16 protein-coding genes are annotated in these 16376 nt (G+C 74.7%); 11 read left to right on the forward strand and 5 right to left on the reverse strand.

Annotation, left to right across the window (positions count from 1 at the left end; all coding sequences use genetic code 11):
• The first annotated feature begins 257 nt into the window (after positions 1-257).
• The 5 genes from C8E97_RS15595 to C8E97_RS15615 all read left to right on the forward strand — a co-directional run bounded on the left by C8E97_RS15595 (position 258) and on the right by C8E97_RS15615 (position 5058).
• Entirely contained in the window at positions 258-866 is a 609-nt protein-coding gene (locus tag C8E97_RS15595) for a DUF6230 family protein (RefSeq protein ID WP_121006200.1), read from the forward strand.
• Positions 867-901: 35 nt separating this feature from the next.
• Positions 902-1831: a DUF6114 domain-containing protein gene (locus tag C8E97_RS35330; protein WP_211347026.1), complete on the forward strand. Its 930-nt coding sequence runs from the start codon at positions 902-904 to the stop codon at positions 1829-1831.
• Positions 1828-2049: a DUF5988 family protein gene (locus C8E97_RS15605; protein WP_246018910.1), complete on the forward strand. Its 222-nt coding sequence runs from the start codon at positions 1828-1830 to the stop codon at positions 2047-2049. The genes C8E97_RS35330 and C8E97_RS15605 overlap by 4 nt, the downstream gene beginning before the upstream one ends.
• Before the next feature lie 581 nt (positions 2050-2630).
• The gene (locus C8E97_RS15610) at positions 2631-4166 is read left to right on the forward strand and encodes a class I SAM-dependent methyltransferase (protein WP_121006202.1); all 1536 of its coding nucleotides are present in this window, start codon (positions 2631-2633) and stop codon (positions 4164-4166) included.
• A 187-nt stretch (positions 4167-4353) separates the two neighbouring features.
• Complete coding sequence (locus C8E97_RS15615; protein ID WP_246018911.1) at positions 4354-5058, forward strand: phosphatase PAP2 family protein; 705 nt, start codon at positions 4354-4356, stop codon at positions 5056-5058.
• Positions 5059-5111: 53 nt separating this feature from the next.
• On the opposite strand, the gene C8E97_RS15620 is transcribed toward C8E97_RS15615, so the two are convergent.
• The gene (locus C8E97_RS15620) at positions 5112-5768 is read right to left on the reverse strand and encodes a response regulator transcription factor (protein WP_121006206.1); all 657 of its coding nucleotides are present in this window, start codon (positions 5766-5768) and stop codon (positions 5112-5114) included.
• 51 nt (positions 5769-5819) lie between these two features.
• Here C8E97_RS15620 and C8E97_RS15625 point away from each other — a divergent pair, with 51 nt between their 5' ends.
• Both C8E97_RS15625 and C8E97_RS15630 read left to right on the forward strand, forming a co-directional pair.
• Positions 5820-7436 carry a sensor histidine kinase gene (locus tag C8E97_RS15625; protein WP_121006208.1) on the forward strand — a complete coding sequence of 539 codons (1617 nt, stop codon included), beginning with the start codon at positions 5820-5822 and terminating at the stop codon, positions 7434-7436.
• 149 nt (positions 7437-7585) lie between these two features.
• A complete protein-coding gene (locus tag C8E97_RS15630) occupies positions 7586-7990 on the forward strand; it encodes a hypothetical protein (protein ID WP_147455133.1) in 405 nt (134 codons plus the stop codon).
• Positions 7991-8073: 83 nt separating this feature from the next.
• Here the strand turns inward: C8E97_RS15630 and C8E97_RS15635 are convergent, their stop codons facing one another.
• Positions 8074-9096 (reverse strand): LLM class flavin-dependent oxidoreductase, encoded by a 1023-nt coding sequence (locus C8E97_RS15635; protein WP_121006212.1) that lies wholly within the window; start codon positions 9094-9096, stop codon positions 8074-8076.
• A 232-nt stretch (positions 9097-9328) separates the two neighbouring features.
• On the opposite strand from C8E97_RS15635, the gene C8E97_RS15640 reads away from it, so the two are divergent.
• The gene (locus C8E97_RS15640) at positions 9329-11542 is read left to right on the forward strand and encodes an ATP-binding protein (protein WP_121006214.1); all 2214 of its coding nucleotides are present in this window, start codon (positions 9329-9331) and stop codon (positions 11540-11542) included.
• 65 nt (positions 11543-11607) lie between these two features.
• Here C8E97_RS15640 and C8E97_RS15645 read toward each other — a convergent pair whose 3' ends face one another.
• The gene (locus tag C8E97_RS15645; protein WP_121006219.1) at positions 11608-12918 is read right to left on the reverse strand and encodes a serine hydrolase domain-containing protein; all 1311 of its coding nucleotides are present in this window, start codon (positions 12916-12918) and stop codon (positions 11608-11610) included.
• A gap of 230 nt (positions 12919-13148) precedes the next feature.
• Between C8E97_RS15645 and C8E97_RS15650 the strand changes: the two genes are divergently transcribed.
• Complete coding sequence (locus C8E97_RS15650; RefSeq protein ID WP_121006221.1) at positions 13149-13484, forward strand: hypothetical protein; 336 nt, start codon at positions 13149-13151, stop codon at positions 13482-13484.
• Between the two features lie 99 nt (positions 13485-13583).
• On the opposite strand, the gene sigJ is transcribed toward C8E97_RS15650, so the two are convergent.
• Positions 13584-14483, reverse strand: a complete 900-nt coding sequence (gene sigJ / locus C8E97_RS15655) for an RNA polymerase sigma factor SigJ (protein WP_121006223.1) — start codon at positions 14481-14483, stop codon at positions 13584-13586.
• A gap of 374 nt (positions 14484-14857) precedes the next feature.
• On the opposite strand from sigJ, the gene C8E97_RS15660 reads away from it, so the two are divergent.
• Together C8E97_RS15660 and C8E97_RS36815 are read left to right on the forward strand one after the other, a co-directional pair.
• A complete protein-coding gene (locus C8E97_RS15660) occupies positions 14858-15358 on the forward strand; it encodes a carboxymuconolactone decarboxylase family protein (RefSeq protein WP_121006225.1) in 501 nt (166 codons plus the stop codon).
• Between the two features lie 367 nt (positions 15359-15725).
• Positions 15726-16091, forward strand: a complete 366-nt coding sequence (locus C8E97_RS36815) for a peptidase inhibitor family I36 protein (protein WP_211347027.1) — start codon at positions 15726-15728, stop codon at positions 16089-16091.
• Positions 16092-16187: 96 nt separating this feature from the next.
• Here C8E97_RS36815 and C8E97_RS15670 read toward each other — a convergent pair whose 3' ends face one another.
• On the reverse strand, positions 16188-16364 hold the full coding sequence (locus C8E97_RS15670; protein ID WP_121006230.1) for an acyl-CoA carboxylase epsilon subunit: 177 nt from the start codon (positions 16362-16364) through the stop codon (positions 16188-16190).
• Positions 16365-16376 lie beyond the last annotated feature (12 nt).

Genomic DNA, 16376 nt, shown 5'->3' on the forward strand with positions numbered 1-16376 from the left:
ACCGCCAGTGTGGTCGCGCGCGGGCGCGGCGCACATGGTCCGGGCGTACCGGGCACCGGGACTCCGGCCTTTCGGTCCGTCCACTGAGGACGAAACGGGTCCGGCGGCGGTTGTGCCCTGGTCGCGATGGGCGCCGCGCGCCATCGGCGGTGTCCGCCGTCGGACCGGTCGCGGTGTGAACATCGGGCAAAGCCCTTGTCCACGGTCCGGTTCCGGGGCGAACCTCGGTGGTGCACCGGCCACCGGGAGGAACGGACATGGCGGACTCGCGAGTACGCGGGAGAACACGTCGCGGGGTGTTCGCCGGCGTGCTGGTCGCGGGGCTGGCCGTGTCGGCCCTCCTGCTGGTGGCGGTGTCGCGGGGAGCGCTGGCGGCGTCGTTCGCGGTGTCGGGGACGAGTTTCAAGATCTCGGCGGACAGGTTGGAGGGAACGGGTTTCGTCCAGTTCGGCGGTGTGGACGGCGGACCGGAGGGCGCGCACGCCGTGTCGCCCAGCGCTTTCCGCACCGTGGTCCTCGACAACTTCTGCCAATCGGCGTCGCTGCGCTCCCTACCGGTGGTCGGCGACGTGACCCTGCGCATCGCCTCGCCCGGCGAGGGCGGCATGTCGGCGACCGACATCGTGCTCGGCGTGGCGGAGCAGCGCGGCGACCTGACCCTGCTGAACCCGCAGATCGGGGTGGACGCCGGGCAGGTGTCGAAGGGGCCGCCCGGCGTGGTCGGCCCGCCCGGCGGGTTCGGACAGCAGGCGGACCGCGCCACGATCGTCGCGCCGCGCATCGAGGCGTGGAGCGCCGCCGCCTCCACGTTGCGCTTGAAGAACTCCCTGCTGACCCTCCACAACGGCGGTGGCGAGTGCTACTGACACCGGCGGCGAGGAGGGCTTGCGAGGAGGGTTTGATGGATGCGGACGCAAAATGGGGCACGGCGCGGTGGCGGGCGTGGTGGCGGCGGACGTGCCGGGCCTGGCGCGGTTTCCGGGACTGGCGGCGAAGCCGGCCGTTCACCGCCGGTGCGCTGCTGGTGCTGTCCGGCGTCGTGATCGCGCTCCCGCCGTACGCCGGGTTCCGCGTGGGCGACGTGCTGGTCTCCATCACGACGGTCGGTGGCGTGTCGGCGCTGCTGATCGGCGCGCTGCTCGGGATCTGCGGCCTGTCGCTGTGGCTGCGCCCGCGGTTCCGGTTCGCGGCGGGCGTGGCGGCGGCGCTCCTGTCGCTCGTCGCCCTCGTCGTGACCAACCTGGGCGGTTTCGTCGTCGGCACGCTGGCGGGACTGGTCGGCGCGGCACTCGCCCTCGCCTGGACCGACCGACCGCGACCGCCCCGGCGATCGGTGCCGCGCACCGGTTCCTCACTCCTGGTCGTGATCGCGGCGGCGGCGGGCACGGGCGCGCCGAGCGCGCGGGAGGTGCCCGCCGGGCGCAGTTGGACGGTGTCGGCGAGCGCGGTGCGGTTGGAGGGCGTCGCCTACCACGGCATCGACCGGGTCGTCGTGGACGGGCGGCCCACCAGGGCGATGCGGTTCACGGCGCACCGCGTCGAGGTCACCGACGCGGTGCAGGTCGGCGACCTCGGCAACGGGCACGAACTCGTCATCACGACCGCGCGCGACGCCACCCCGGCGGTGGCCGGCTCCGTCGACCTGTTCGCCCTGCGGGTGACCGGGGTCTTCAGCGTGCTGGGCCTGATCGGCATCCCGTTCGACTTCACCCCAGACCACCCACCGCCCCTGGTGCCGTCCGCCGCGGTGCTGACCGACGTGACCGCGGTCAACGCCCTGGCGAGCGGCTCGGCGCTGGCGGTGCCCGACGCGGAACTGGTGATCCGATGAAGCACGAGGCCACGTCCCACCGCGTCCTGCTGTCCGGCGGTCCGGACTACCTGGACCCGGCCGAGCGGACCCGTTTCGTCGACGACCTCGACCAGCCGCTCAAGCTGCCGTGCTACGGCGGGCACGAGCACTTCGTGTTCGCCGGCAGCTATGAGGTCGTGGACGGGGCCCGGGTGGCGGTGATGCGTTGGTGCCATCGCACCGCCCTGGCGGAATGACGTGCCCCGAGGTCCTGCGGTCCTGAGGCACCGGGGCCCATGCTGCCCCGCACCGCGTCAGCGGTGGGCCGACTCCCGTGAGCGGTTTGAATCGGCCGCGCCGACCCCCGGCTGTTCGAGCTTCGACCGGCAGGAGCCGGGTCGGCAGACCAGGTCGCGGCTGCTGAAGGCCGAACAGATGGGGGATCGCGGCCGGGGATTCGTACCCGGGCGACGGGGTGGTCGTTCTGCGTAGCGTTCCCGACGACCGTCCAAGACCTGATGCGCTTCCGGGCGCGTTGAGTCCGTGCTCACCCTGCTGTGGTCCCGTTGCTCCGAAAACCTCGTAGCGCCAAGACCCGGACCGGGGATCACGCGGTGTTGGTCGGAGGGCCCCGTCAGCGCCTGCCGTACCTGACCCAGTCGGGTCCACCGGGTTCGGTGTTGCGCCCCTTCTCGATGAACACGATGTCCCGCCGGGTCGGCCTCCGGTGCGCGCCGCCGCGGTCGGCCCGGCGTCGCGACCCAGCCCATCGGCGGGCGGTGTCGTGGGTGGAGCGGTGCGAGAGGTCTGGGAGGATCACCCCGCCGAGGTCTGGGGGATGACGATGAGGACGAACCTGCCCGCGCTCGCCGGTGTGGAGTTGGGCGCGGGGTTCCGCGCGGTGGTGGACGCGGTCGCCGCGCTCGTGTCGCCGCCCGACGGGCGGGTCGCGGTGCTGCTCGACGACCTGCCGGACTCCTCCGCGCGCCTGGACCTGGTGCGGCTGGCCGTGATCGTGGCGCTGGAGCGGGGCGCCGGGAGCGTCCGGGTCCTGCCGGTCACCGCCTGCTACTGGGCTCGGGTCGGCACGGAGTGGTTGATCTCCAGGGTGGAGCCCGCTCGCGGGTTCACCTTCGTCGGCGGTGCGGAGCAGCCGCGCGAGCGCACGGTGACGCTGGCCGAGGGCGACGACGGCTCCGTGCGCGTGGCGGTGGGCGGCGCGGGGATCGACGTCGCGGTGCCGTCCGAACAGGAATGCCTGCGGCTGCTGGGGTCCGGGGTGCTGGGCAGGGCGCTCCGGTTCCCGGTCTTCCCGAGTTCGGGCCCCTCGCTGGTGGCGCGCGGCGACGGGCCGGACGAGCTGGTGCTGTGGCGGTGCGGCCTGCCGGCGGCCGCCTTCCGGCTGCCGGGCCCGGTGCTCGCCGCGATCCACGTGTCCGACACGTCCGTCGAGTCGCTGATCGCGCTGATCGGGGTGGGCGGGGAGCTGGTGGTGCACGTCGAGGGTTTCCAGGACCTGCACGTGCGGCGGCTGCGCGTGCCGGTCGACTTCAGCGTCGCCGACGAGGCCGGCCGCGACCTGTCGCCGCTGTACCTCGCGATGGACGAGCCGTGGCGGTTCGGCGTCTACTTCCGCCGCGCGGGCACGTGGTGGGAGCTGCACCGGCTCGGCGACCGGACCTCGCTCGAACGGTCGCCCGCCGTGGTGCACCAGCCCGGTACCTCGCCCTTCCACACCACCACGGACGGCGCCGGCCTGACGTTGGCCGGGCCGGGCTGTTCGCGCGCCGCGCGGGACGGGACCACGTGGCGGGTGTGGGGGCCGCGCCTGGCCGAAGCGTCCATCCCGGTCCCGCCGGGCGAGGACGTGCTCGGCCTGGCGAAGCTCGGCGACCGGCCGGCGCTGGTGACCCGCGAGGGCGACGTCGTCCGGGCGCGGACGTCGGACGGCGTGCGCACGGTCGTCGAGTCCGCCGGGCCGGTGGCGCGCCACCAGGAGCTGCCGTGGGTGGCGGTGCAGCGCTCGCCGCGGCTGGTCGAGGTGCTGGACGTCGCGACCGGCGCGGTCCTGCACCGCGTCGGGACCGCGGGCGACGAGCCCCGCTCCCTCCGGCCGGTGGTCGAACTGCTGCGCGCGGGCGGGCGGGACGGGCTGGGCGCGGTGGCGCTGGCCGGGCTGGCGCGCGAGCACCTGGGTGACGCGTTCGACACGGTCACGTTCCTGGCGTCGTTCCGGATGGCTTTCGGCGTCCCGTTCGAGACCATGCGGGCAGCCACCGCCTGGCGCGGCCACCACCCCGGACCGCACGCCCTGTCCGACGCGGAGTTCGAGCGGCTGCTCGCGCCCTGGCTGGACCGGCCCCGGGGAGCGTGAGCGGGCCGGCCACCCCTCCGCGACGGGCACACCTGACGAAAGTAAGGGGTGCACCGCTGTCGGAGGAGGGGGTGGACCGGTGCCGATCGTGCGCGGTGCCGACCCCCTTCCCGCTCCTACCTTCGCCATCGAGCGGAGGCGGCCCGAGGACGCGGGTCGCGGGAGAGGGATGGCCATGATGGTGCGGGTGGACGGGACGGCTGCGTCCGGCAGCGGTCTGTACGACGGGGTCGTGGAGTTCGCGGGTGCGACACCGCGGTGGTTCCAGGGGTTGTTCGCCCTGTACACCGAGTTGGGACTGCTGGTCTTCGGCGCGCTGTTCGTCGTCGTCTGGTGGCGGGCGCGCGGGCGGAACGATCCGCGCGCCACCGCGCGGGCGTTGCTCGCCCCGGCGGCGACCGTGCTCGCGTACGTCGTGAGCGAACTGCTGAAGACCGTGGTGGACGAGGACCGGCCGTGTCGGGGGCTGCCGGCGGAGGCCACCGTGGTCGCGTGCCCAGGGACCGGTGACTGGTCGTTCCCGAGCAACCACGCCACGATCGCGGGGGCGGCGGCCGTCGGCCTCGTGCTCGCGCGGCGGGCGCTGCTGCCGTGGGTGGCGGCACTGGCCGTGCTGATGGCGTTCTCCAGGGTCTTCGTCGGCGTGCACTACCCGCACGACGTGCTCGTCGGCCTGCTGCTCGGCGCGGTCGCGGCGTGGGTGACCGTCCGGCTGTGCGCGACCCCGGTCACCGCGCTGGTGGTGCGGCTCGGCGGCCACCCCCTGGCGGGCAGGGTGCTGTACGCCGCGCCGCCCGCGCGGGCGGCGGGCCGACGCGCCCCGATCGACCAGGCCACCGTGCGGCTGGACCGCACCGGTTCCACCGCGCGGCGGCGACCCGACGGGCGCTGACGTGACGGGCGCTGACGCGACGAGTCCTGACGCGACGGCCGGACCGTGTCGCGTCAGGACTCGTCGACGAGATCGGCTTCGTAGGCGATGATCGCGGCCTGGACGCGGTTGCGGACGTCGAGGCGGTTGAGGATGGCGCTCACGTAGCTCTTGACCGTGCCCTCGACCAGGTGGAGCCGGTCGCCGATCTCCTGGTTGGAGCAGCCCGCGCCGACGAGCGCGAGGACCTGGCGCTCGCGCGGGCTCAGCTCCGCCACCCGGCCCTTCGCGCGCTCGGCCCGGCTCATGCGGTCACCGCCGAAGGCGCTGATGACCCGAGCGGCTACCTTGGGGGACAGGTAGGCGGCGCCCTCCGACACCGCGCGGACACCCGCGATCAGCTCGTGGGGGTCGCCGGACTTGAGCAGGAAGCCGCAAGCGCCCGCGCGCAGCGCGCGGGCGATGTAGGCGTCCTCGGAGAAGGTGGTGAGCATGATCACGGCCGTGCCCTCGGCCGAGCGGCGGATCGCTTCGGCCGCGGTGAGGCCGTCCAGGCCGGGCATCCGGATGTCGATGACGGCGACGTCCGGGCGGTGGCGCGCCACGAGGTCGATCGCGGCGCGCCCGGTGTCGGCCTCGGCCACCACGTCGATGTCCGGGTCGGACTGGAGGATGCCCTTCACCCCCACCCGCACCACCGCCTCGTCGTCGGCCAGCACCACTCGAATCATGCGCGCTCCTCAGCGATCCGGCCCCGATGCTAGCCGCAGCGGCGGGCACCGGTGAGCGCGCGTGCGTGGCCGGTCCGGGCCCCGGCGGCCCCGGGCCGGGCGGACCTGGCGCTGTGGGGCGGTTTCGCGCTGCTGACCGTGGTGGAGAGGGCGACGCAGGGTGGTCGCGGCGCGTCCTGGTGGCTGGTGCTGTGCGGTGCGCTGCTGCTGGCCGCGGCCGGGTCGTCGGCGCGGCGGCGTCCGCTGGTGTCGTGGCTGGTGGTGGCGGTGTTGGCGTTCGGGCAGCTGGACGGCTCGACGATCGGCCCGTCGTTCCTGCTGACGTACCCGCTGGCGCTGGTCGCGGTCAGCTACCGGGCCGGGCGCTCGGTCGAGGGCGTGCGGCGGCCGGTGGCCGTGTTCGCGGTGGTGGTGGCCCTCGGGCTGTTCGCCGTGGTCGCGGTCGGCTTCCTGGACGGGAGTTCCCTGCCCGCCGTGGGGCACCGCCTGGTGCGCGGGCTGTACCTGGTGGTGGCGCTGGTCCTGCTCGCCGGGCTGCCGTGGTTGGTCGGCCGGTACCGGAGGCTGGACGCCGGCCTCGCGGCGGCGGGCTGGGAACGCGCGCGACAGCTCGCCCGCGAGCAGGTCATGCTGGCCGAGCGGGAACGGCTGCGCGAGCGCGCCCGGATCGCGCAGGACGTGCACGACTCCCTGGGGCACGCGCTGAGCCTGATCGGGCTGCGCGCCGGGGTGCTGGAGGTGGACCGGACGGCCGACGACCGGCTGCGCGGGTTCGCGGCCGAGATGCGGACCGCCGTCGGCGCGGCCGCGGAGGAGCTGCGGACCGTCATCGGCGTGCTGCGGGAGGATGCCGCGCCCGCGCCGGTCGCGCCGGTCCACGAGGGCGTGGCGGAGCTGGTCGACCGCACCGCGTTGTCCGGTGTGGACGTCCGCCTGGAGCGCGTCGGGGAACCGGTCGCGCTGCGGGTGCTGGCGGACCGGGCGGTGTACCGGGTGGTGCAGGAGTCGCTGACGAACGCCACCAAGCACGCGCCGGGCGCGCCGGTCACCGTGCGGTTGGCGCACGGCGCGGACGAGACGGTGGTCGAGGTCGTCAACGCCCGTCCGCCCGCCGGGGCGCGCCCGGCGGCCGGGCAGGGCGGGCGTGGCCTGATCGGCATCGAGGAACGGGTCCGCGTCGCGGGCGGCGTGCTGACCGCCGGTCCGCACGACGGGGGCTTCCGGGTCACCGCCACCCTGCCGCACGGTGCCGTGGACGTCGTGTCCGGCCCGGTGCGGCCGGGGGCCGCGCCACCGGTGTTCGAGGAGGAGCGGCGGCGGAACCAGTGGCGGCTGGTGCGCGGCGTCGCGGTGCCGGTGGGGTTGAGCCTGGTGGTGGTCGTGCTCGTGCTCGGCCTGTACGCGACGTGGGTGTACAACTCCGTGCTGGGCGAGGGGGAGTACGCGGCCCTCCGGGTCGGGGCGGACCGCGCCGCGATCGAGCCGGCGCTGCCCGCGTTCGAGCTGACCTCGCCGGACATCGCGGCGGAACCGGCCCGGCCGCCGGGCTCGACCTGCTCGTACCACCTGACGAGCGCGGTGGTCGTCCCCGCGCCGCGGTCGGTGTACCGCCTGTGCTTCGCGTCGGGCGTCCTGGTGGAGAAGACGGTGATCCCGGTCTCGCGGTGAGGGCGGTGACGCGGGTCTCGCGGTGAGGGGTGCGCCGGTCGGAACCACCGCGCGGGTCCGTTGAGCCGAACCGCACCGCGCCGGGGTGTGGCGGCCGCGCGGACCGGGCACTCGGACGTCGGCGATCCGACTCCCCGAGGAGAAACCCGATGTCACCAAGTCGATTAGCGCGCGCCGCCCTCGCGGTGCCCGCCGTGGTCGCGGCGCTGCTCGTCGCCCCGGCCGGCGCGGGGGCGAGCACGCCCGGCCGGGACGCCGCGGCCGTGGAGGTCCGGTACAACCCCGGCGACCAGGACCCCGCGCACGGTCCGAACTCCTTCGTGATCACGGTGGGGAAGTGCCCGCCGACCTATTTCGTCGAGTACCGGTGGGCGTCGAAGTCGGGACGGGTCAACGGCAGGTGCGAGGAGACCACCGCCGACTCCATCGCGCCGCTGGGTGACACCGAGTACTCGCTCGAGTGGCGGCTGTGCAGCTTCCGGCTGTGGAGGTACCCACCGCTGCCCTACGTCCGGTGCGGCGACTACCGGACGGACGTCGTGCGCACCGGCTGATCCACATCACGGTGGTGGGGCGGGCCGTCCGGCCCGCTCCACCACCGCGCGCCGATGGCCCGGCGCCGGGGCGGCGGTGCGGGTCAGCGCCAGCCGAGGGCGGGCGCGACGTGGGTCAGGATGCTGTCGAGCACGTGGGTGTTGTAGTCGACGCCGAGCTGGTTGGGCACGGTGAGCAGCAGCGTGTCGGCCTCGGCGATCGCCTCGTCCCCGGCCAGCTGCTCGACCAGCACGTCGGGCTCGGCGGCGTAGCTGCGGCCGAAGATCGCCTTGGTGTCGGCGTCGATGTAGCCGATCTTGTCCGTGCTGTCGCCGTCGCGGCCGAAGTAGGCCCGGTCGAGGTCCGTGGTGAGCGCGAAGATGCTGCGCGAGACCGAGACGCGCGGCTCGCGCCGCCAACCCGCCTCCGACCACGCCTTGCGGTAGGCCCGGATCTGCTCGGCCTGCTGCACGTGGAACGGCGCGCCGCCCTCGTCGTTCTTCAGCGTCGAACTCATCAGGTGCAGGCCCTTCTCCGCCGCCCAGACGGCGGTGGCGTTGGAGCCCGCGCCCCACCAGATCCGGTCGCGCAGGCCCGGCGAGTGCGGCTCGACGCGTAGCAGGCCCGGCGGGTTGGGGAACATCGGGCGCGGGTTGGGCTGGGCGAAGCCCTCGCCCTCCAGCACCGTCAGCAGCACCTCTGTGTGCTTGCGGGCCATGTCGGCGTCGGTGTCGCCCTCGTCCGGCCGGTAGCCGAAGTAGCGCCACCCGTCGATGACCTGCTCGGGCGATCCCCGCGAGACGCCGAGCTGGAGCCTGCCGCCCGAGATGAGGTCGGCCGCGCCGGCGTCCTCGGCCATGTACATCGGGTTCTCGTACCGCATGTCGATCACGCCGGTGCCGATCTCGATGCGGTCGGTCCGGGCGCCGATCGCGGCCAGCAGCGGGAACGGCGAGGCCAGCTGCCGGGCGAAGTGGTGCACCCGGAAGTACGCGCCGTCCACGCCCAGCTCCTCGGCCGCCACGGCGAGGTCGATGGACTGGAGCAACGTGTCCGACGCCGTCCGCGCGCCGGAGTGCGGGCTGTCCGACCAGTGCCCGAAGGACAGGAATCCGATTTTCTTCACGCCCGTGCCAACGCGCGGTCCTGCTGGTTGATTCCTCAACTACTTTGTCGGCTGGATCTCGGCCGGGCATGTCGTGGGCCGTGGCGGGCGGCCGCGCGGCGACGAGGAGTGACCCCCCGGGCGCGGGAGCCCACGCCCGTACGGGTGGTTACCCGCCGGACACGGGCCGCGAACGGGGCTCGTCTCGTAGCGTCGGGGCCACCGAACGCACGGAGGCGGACGGGAACAGGCGATGACGGTCCGAAACCGGCAGGGCGACAGCCGCGACGACGGGACCCCGTCGGTCGGGTCCACTCCCGCGTCCGGGGTGCACAACGCGGTCGTCGGCGTGGTGTCCGGGTCGGTGGTGCAGGCGGGCGTCCTGGTCGTGGGCACCGCGCACCAGCCCGCCGCGCGGGAGCGGCCGGTGCCTCGGCAACTGCCCGCCGCCCCACCCGCCTTCGTCGGCCGCGCCGGCGAATGCGCCGAGTTGACCGCCGCGGTGGAGCGGCCGGTGGGCGGTGCGCCGGCGATCGCGGCGATCTGCGGCGCGGGTGGCATCGGCAAGACGGCGCTGGCGCTGCACTGGGCGCACCGGCACGCCGACCGGTTCCCCGACGGGCAGCTGTTCGTCGACCTGAACGGCTTCTCCTCGGCGGGGGAGCCGATGACGCCGGGGGCGGCGGTGCGCGGGTTCCTCGACGCCCTCGGCGTGGACCCCGCACGCATCCCGTCCGAACCGCACGCGCAGACCGGGCTCTACCGCAGCCTGGTCGCGGGTAAGCGGCTGCTGATCGTCCTGGACAACGCCGCCGACGCGGAGCAGCTCGGGCCGCTGCTGCCCGGTGACGCCTCCTGCGGGGTGCTGGTGACCAGCCGTCGCCGCCTCGACAGCCTCATCGCCAACCACGGCGCGCACCCGGTGCGGCTCGCGGCGCTCGCCGGCACCGAGGCCCACCGGCTGCTCGCCGCCCACCTCGGCCCCGACCGGGTCGACGCCGAACCCGGCGCCGTGGCCGACCTGCTGGCCGTCTGCGGCGGGTTCCCCCTGGCCCTGGCCATCGTCGCGGGCCGCGCCCGCGCCCACCCCCACCTGCCGCTGACCGGCCTGGTCGCCGAGCTGTGCGACGAAGCCAACGGCCTGGACGTCCTGGACGGCGACGACCCCGCCGTCAGCCTGCCCGCCGTCCTGTCCTGGTCGCTGCGCGCGCTCACCCCGTGGCAGCGGGCGGTGTTCGGGCTGCTGGGCATCGCGCCGGGCAGCGACATCGGGTCGGGCGCGGCGGCGAGCCTGCTCGGCGTGCCCGGAATCCGGGCCAGGGCGGTGCTGCGCGAGCTGGTGCGGGCCTCCCTGCTCGACGAGCACGCACCCGGCCGGTGGCGGATGCACGACCTGATCCGCCGCTGCGCGGTGGAGCGGGCGGACCGCGACCTCACCGACGCGGAGCGGGAGGCCGCGCTGCGCCGGGTGGTCGGGTTCCACCTGCACACCGCGGACGCGGCCGCGCGGCTGCTGCACCCGCAGGTCTACGAGTCGATGGTCCCCTTCGGACGGCCGCCCGGGGGTTGTGCGCCGCTGCGCCCGGCTGACGCGCGTGCGGCGCTGGCGTGGTTCCGGGCCGAGTACCCGAACCTGGCCGCCGTCGAGCGGTTCGCGGTGGAGCGACGCCGGGACGCGCTCGTCTGGCAGCTGGCGTGGGTCATGCAGGGCTTCCGCGTCATGCAGGGGCACCACGCCGACAACGAGGCCGCGTGGCGGGCGGCCCTCGTCGCCGCCCACCGCCTGCCGGACCCGGTGCTCCCGACGTGGACGCGCGGGTTCCTGGGTGCGGCCCTCACCTGGAACCGGCGGTACGCCGAGGCCACCGGCCACCTGGAGCACGTCCTGAGCGTCGCGGTGGACTTCGAGGAGGTCGGTGTCGAGGGCCACGCGCACGCCCTCCTGGCCTGGAACCACGGCGAGGCGGGCGACCACGAGCGCGCGTGGGAGCACGCCCACCACGCCCTGCGGATCTGCCGGGAAGCGGCTCTTGGCGGGAAGGAGGCGTACGCGCTGCACGTGGTGGGTCGCTGCCGGATGCGGGCGGGCGACCTCGCCGGCGCGCGCGACTGCTGCGAGACCGCCCTTGCCCTGCACCGCGCGCAGGGCGACCGGTTCGGGGAAGCCGAGGTGCTGGACAGCCTGGGCGGGATCGCCCGCCGCGAGGGCCGCCTCGACGTGGTCGAGCACTACCGGCGCGCGGCGGACCTGCACCGGGCGCACGGGTACACCTACGCGGAAGCCGAGAGCCTCGACCACCTCGGGCAGGCCCACCTCGCCGACGGCCAACGGGTCCGGGCCCGCGCGGCGTGGGAAGAGGCGCTGGCGCTGTACCGGGAACAGGGACGGGACACCGCCGCCGCGCGGGTGCGGGCACGGCTCGACGACCTCGACGCGGCCGGCCGGCCGCCTCCGGGCAGCGGGTAGGCCCGGCCGGCGGACGCCTCGTCCGGTGGGAGCGCCCCGTCGCCGGCCGGCACTCTCGGTGGTCGTCAGTCGATCCGGTAGGCGGCCGCGCCGTTGTGCAGGAAGCGGGCGCGGCCCTGCTCGTCGGAGCCGACCAGGGACAGGACCCGGTGGCCGTCGGGCTTCGGTTCGACGGTGATGATCGAGCTGTCGCCGAGGCGGACCACCTCGACGCGGTCCTCGGGGCCGCCGAGGAAGGACTCGGCGAGCCGGTCGCGTGCGCGGTAGGTGAGGAACGCGCGGTCGTGCTCGACGGCGAGGGTGATGTCGTACAGGGTGGAGCGGTAGGTGCCGCACATGCGGTCCGCGTCGATCCCGGTCGCGTCCGGGGGCGGCACCGGCAGCGGCGCGGTCCCGACACCGGCGAGTTCTTCGAGCGCCGTGCCGAAGACCTCGTGGGCCAGCGGATCGCCGCCCGCGCTGTTGGTCAGCACGGCCACCGCCACACCCGCCGACGGCGCGATGCGGAGGAATGCCTTCTGCCCCTTGGCGACGCCGGTGTGGCCGACGACGCCGTCCCGGTAGAGCATCCAGCCCAGTCCCCAGCCGACGACGCCGCCGCCGAAGTCCGGCACGGGGTCGACCTGGGGTTCGCGCAGCGCCGCCAACGCGGGGTCGGTGAGGTGCAGGCGGACGAACTCCAGCAGCTCGCGTGCGCTGATCGCGAGGTGCGACCCGCTGGGCGCGCAGTAGTACGACACCGCCCAGTCCTTCACCGGGACGACCTCCGCGCCGGCCCGGAGGTGGCCGACCGCGGCGCGGTGCAGGATCGCCTCGTAGGGGTCGGTGGCTACGGTGCGCAGGCCCAGCGGCGCCACCAGGCGTTCGCGGAGCACGTCGTGGAAGGGCTTGCCGCGCAACACCTCCACCAGCCTGCCGAGCACCACGTACCCGCTGTTGGAGTAGGACAGGACGGTGCCGGGCGGCAGGAGGTGGTCCGCCTCGGCGAGGGTGGCGACGAACCTCTCGATCGCGTCGTCGTTGCGCCCGGTGTCGGTGAAGTGGTTGCCGTCGATACCGCCGGTGTGGGTGAGCAGGTGGCGGGTGGTCAGGGACTCGGTGGCGGCCGGGTCGCTCAGCCGGAAGCCGGGCAGGTGGTCGCGGACGGGGCGGTCGAGGTCGAGCACGCCGTCGTCGACGAGCTGCTGGACCAGCGTGGCCGTCCAGACCTTGGTGATCGAGCCGATCTTGAACACCGAGTCGGTCGTGGCCTCGACCCCGGTGCGCAGGCTCAGCACACCCGCGGCCTCGTCCCGGATCTCCCCGTCGGCCAGCACGGCGACCTGCGCACCGGGGACGTCGTGCTTCGCGACCAACTCGCCGAGATCCCACCCCACCCCGTCAGGTTAGTGGGGCGGCCGGTGGCCGATCCGGGACGGGTTCCGGGGCGGGTTCCGGGGCGGGTTCCGGGGCGGGTCCGAACACCGACCGTGTCCGGTTCGGTCGCCGGCACTCGTGCAGGTGGTTCCGCGCGCGCTCCGGTGTGGTCGGCGGGAGCGGGCGCGTTCGGCGCGGGTCCCGGTGGTACGTCGTGCGGTGACCGTACTGGTGCAAGTCGGGAGGGATCATGGAACGCACCACTGCCGCCACGACCGTGCTGGGTGTGGTGACCGCACTGGCCCTGGTCGGTGCGCCGCAGGCGTCCGCCGCGGCGGCCCGCGCCGCCGGGACCGCGGCCGCCGAGGCCGCGCCGGACCTCCGGCAGAAGACCGCCTGCTACCAGGCGACCCGCGACCTCTGGGTGCGCGAGGAGCCGAGGAAGGACGCCAAGGCGGTGGGGCTGCTGAAGAAGGGCCAGGTGGTGCGCGCCTCGGTGAAGGAGACCAACGGTTTCCGCGAACTGGGCCCGCAGCGGTGGTCCAGCGCCCGCTACCTCATCAAGGTCACCCACGACAAGTGCTGAGCCGCGGGGTCGGGCGGGTGGCGGGTCGGGAGGCTCCGGGTCGTGCCCGGCGCACGGGTGGAGGTGCCCCGGCCCGGTGCGCGGTCCGGGGGAGCGGGGTCACCGGTCCGGGGTGGTGAGGTCGAGGTCGGCCAGGCGGTCGGGGTCGGAGAGGATGTCGATCGCGACGATCCGGTCGGCGGCGATGGTGAAGCTCATGATCGAGACGAGCGTGCCGTCGACGGTGTTGACCAGGCCGGCGGTGCCGTTGACGCGGGCCGGGCGGGTGGTCGAGAGGGTGGCCATGCGGTGGAAGGTGTCCAGCCGGCCCGCCACGGCCTCGACGCCGCGCAGCACCTTCACCCCGTCCGGGAGGCCCTTGCCGCCGTCGGCCCGCAGCGTCACGTCGGGGTCGAGGACGGCCACCAGGGCGGTGAGGTCGCCGCCGCGCGCGGCGCTCAGGAAGGCGTCCACGACGCGGCGCTGCGCGGCCGGGTCGGGGTTCGGGGCGGGTGTCGCGCCCTGGACGCGTCGCCGGGCGCGGCTCGCGAGCTTCCTGGCCGCGACCGGTGTGCGGTCGAGGATCGGGGCGATCCGCTCGAACGGCATGCCGAACAGGTCGTGCAGGACGAAGGCCAGCCGCTCGGCCGGCGCCAGCGACTCCAGCACCACCAGCAGCGCCAGGCCCACCGAGTCGGCGAGCACCGCCCGGTGCTCGGGATCGGCGTCCTCCTCGGTGACGACCGGGTCCGGCAGGCGGGCCTCCAGCGGGTCCTCGCGGCGCAGGCGGCGCGACCGCAGCACGTCCAGGCAGACCCGGCCGACGACCGTGGTCAGCCAGCCGCCGAGGTTGTCGATGCCCGCCGCCCGGTCGTCGGCCTCGGCGCGCGCGAGCCGCAGCCAGGCTTCCTGGACGGCGTCGTCGGCGTCGGCCGACGAGCCGAGCATCCGGTAGGCCACCGCGGTCAGGTGTCCCCGGTGCTCCTCGAAGCGGTGGGCCAGGCAGTCGTGTCCGGTCATGCTCGTCCTCCGTGTCGGCGGTCGATCCCATGACGAACGGGACGTCCGCGATGTGACCGCCGGGAGGATGCCACCTCCCGCGCGGCCCGTGCGCCACGCCTCCGACGGATCGACGACACGACGGTCGGAGCAGCACGGGCGATACGACCGGGTGATCGCGCGGCGGCCGGCCGGGCAGCGGCCGTACCGGCGGCCGGGTCCGGCCCACGGCTACGGGGGTTCGCGGCGTTCGCGATCGTGGGCGAGGTGGTCCGCCCGGCCACGGGGCGGTCGTCGGTCCACCGCGCGGAACCGGCCGTGATCGGCGGTCACATCCGCCGCGCGCCGGACGTCAGAGCAGTGATCACACCGGAATCGCGAAAGGACCACCCACGATGACCACCGCCACCACGCAGGAGAACCCCCAGTCGCGTCTGCCCAACCCCGGCGTGCTCGTGCCCGAGCTGGCGGAGATCGGCGCGGCCCTGTTCAAGGCCACCGGGAACGGCTCGATCCCCCGCACCACCATCAGCCTGGTGCAACTGCGCGCCGGGCAGATCGTCGGCAACACCTACCTGACCGTCCTGCACACCGGTAACCTGCGCAAGGCAGGAGAAGCGGAAGAGCGCGTCACCGCCGTGTCGTCCTGGCGGGACGCACCGCACTTCACCGCCGCCGAACGGGTCGCGCTGGCGCTCGTGGAGGCCGTGCTCACGCCCGACCCGCGCGGCGAGCGGGTGCCCGACGACCTCTACGCCCTGGCGTCCGCCCACTACGACGACAAGGCGCTCGCCACCCTCGCCCTGGCGATCGGCCAGGTGTGCTTCTTCATCCCCCTGGCCCTGATCGGCAAGCCGCTCCCCGGCGTGTCGCCGGCGGAGCAGTGGCGGGACTGACCCGCCCGGACCGACCCCGCGGCCCGTCCGGCCGCGGTCACCCCGGGCACGGCGGCCGGTAGGCGAGGCCGGGGAAGTACCTCTCCCGGTCGGCACGGCTGATCGCGGGGCGCGCGAAGTCGCACACGCGGGACGCGACGCGCTCGGGGTCGACGGGCCACAGCCGGGCGGTGCGGTCCGCGCCGCGCGGGCGACCGCTCGGTGGTCGTGGAGCAGCGGTTCGGCGCGCTGCCCGGCTACACGCGGCTGAGCGCGGAGTTCACCGCCGACGCGTCGGTGGTCGAGGTGTTCGCCGGGGTCTGGGCGAGGTCCGGCGCCGACACGTGGGCGCAGCTCGACGACTTCGTCCTGGAGCGGCTGCCTGTTCGTGTCGTCCCCGGCGAATGCCGCCCCGGCTCCGCTGCCCGCCCGGGGCGACTGCGCCGCCGGCAGGTTCTGCCTGTTCGACGGCGCCAACGGGTCAGGTTTGTTCTACTCGGCGACCGATGGGTGTCGGTTCCTCAACATCGGCCTCGAAGGTGCCGGTGACCGGGCCGATTCCGCGTACAACCGCACGAGTCACCCGGTGGACATCGCCGACTGGACCGGCAGCGCGTGGGAGCACCTCGCCACGGTGCACCCTGGGCAGACGCCGAACCCGGACGGCAACTCGGACAAGGCCGACGCGATCCACTCCATCTGCCGAGGCGCTGATCGCGGCGCGGCACCCGGTGCGCCGGCACCGAGGCCGTGACGCGTTCCGCGCCGACCGGGCGCCGGGTGAACCGGACCCGGCAACGCGGACGACGTCCCCGCACGCGAGGCGTGCGGGGACGTCGTGGCGACCGGCTCAGGCCGCCCAGGACGTGGGGGCGGTGTAGCCGGTGGTCGTCAGCCACGTCGGGCGGTGGACCACGGGTGCCGGTGGCGGTTCGGTGGCGGCCCGGACGAGGAGCGCGATGGCGAGGGCCGCCAGTTCCTCGTCCGTCGGTTCGCCCTTGAGCACGCGGAACGCGGGGCTGGTCATGGTTCTCCTGGT

The sequence above is a fragment of the Saccharothrix australiensis genome (assembly GCF_003634935.1).
Taxonomy (GTDB): domain Bacteria; phylum Actinomycetota; class Actinomycetes; order Mycobacteriales; family Pseudonocardiaceae; genus Actinosynnema; species Actinosynnema australiense.

Coding starts and splice junctions, on each gene's coding strand:
- C8E97_RS15620 (WP_121006206.1), bottom strand. CDS start 5,768: ATGATTCGAGTGGTGCTGGCCGACGACGAGGCGGTGGTGCGGGTGGGG.
- C8E97_RS15605 (WP_246018910.1), top strand. CDS start 1,828: ATGAAGCACGAGGCCACGTCCCACCGCGTCCTGCTGTCCGGCGGTCCG.
- C8E97_RS15670 (WP_121006230.1), bottom strand. CDS start 16,364: ATGACCAGCCCCGCGTTCCGCGTGCTCAAGGGCGAACCGACGGACGAG.
- C8E97_RS15630 (WP_147455133.1), top strand. CDS start 7,586: ATGTCACCAAGTCGATTAGCGCGCGCCGCCCTCGCGGTGCCCGCCGTG.
- C8E97_RS15595 (WP_121006200.1), top strand. CDS start 258: ATGGCGGACTCGCGAGTACGCGGGAGAACACGTCGCGGGGTGTTCGCC.
- sigJ (WP_121006223.1), bottom strand. CDS start 14,483: ATGACCGGACACGACTGCCTGGCCCACCGCTTCGAGGAGCACCGGGGA.
- C8E97_RS35330 (WP_211347026.1), top strand. CDS start 902: ATGGATGCGGACGCAAAATGGGGCACGGCGCGGTGGCGGGCGTGGTGG.
- C8E97_RS15650 (WP_121006221.1), top strand. CDS start 13,149: ATGGAACGCACCACTGCCGCCACGACCGTGCTGGGTGTGGTGACCGCA.
- C8E97_RS15640 (WP_121006214.1), top strand. CDS start 9,329: ATGACGGTCCGAAACCGGCAGGGCGACAGCCGCGACGACGGGACCCCG.
- C8E97_RS15660 (WP_121006225.1), top strand. CDS start 14,858: ATGACCACCGCCACCACGCAGGAGAACCCCCAGTCGCGTCTGCCCAAC.
- C8E97_RS15610 (WP_121006202.1), top strand. CDS start 2,631: ATGACGATGAGGACGAACCTGCCCGCGCTCGCCGGTGTGGAGTTGGGC.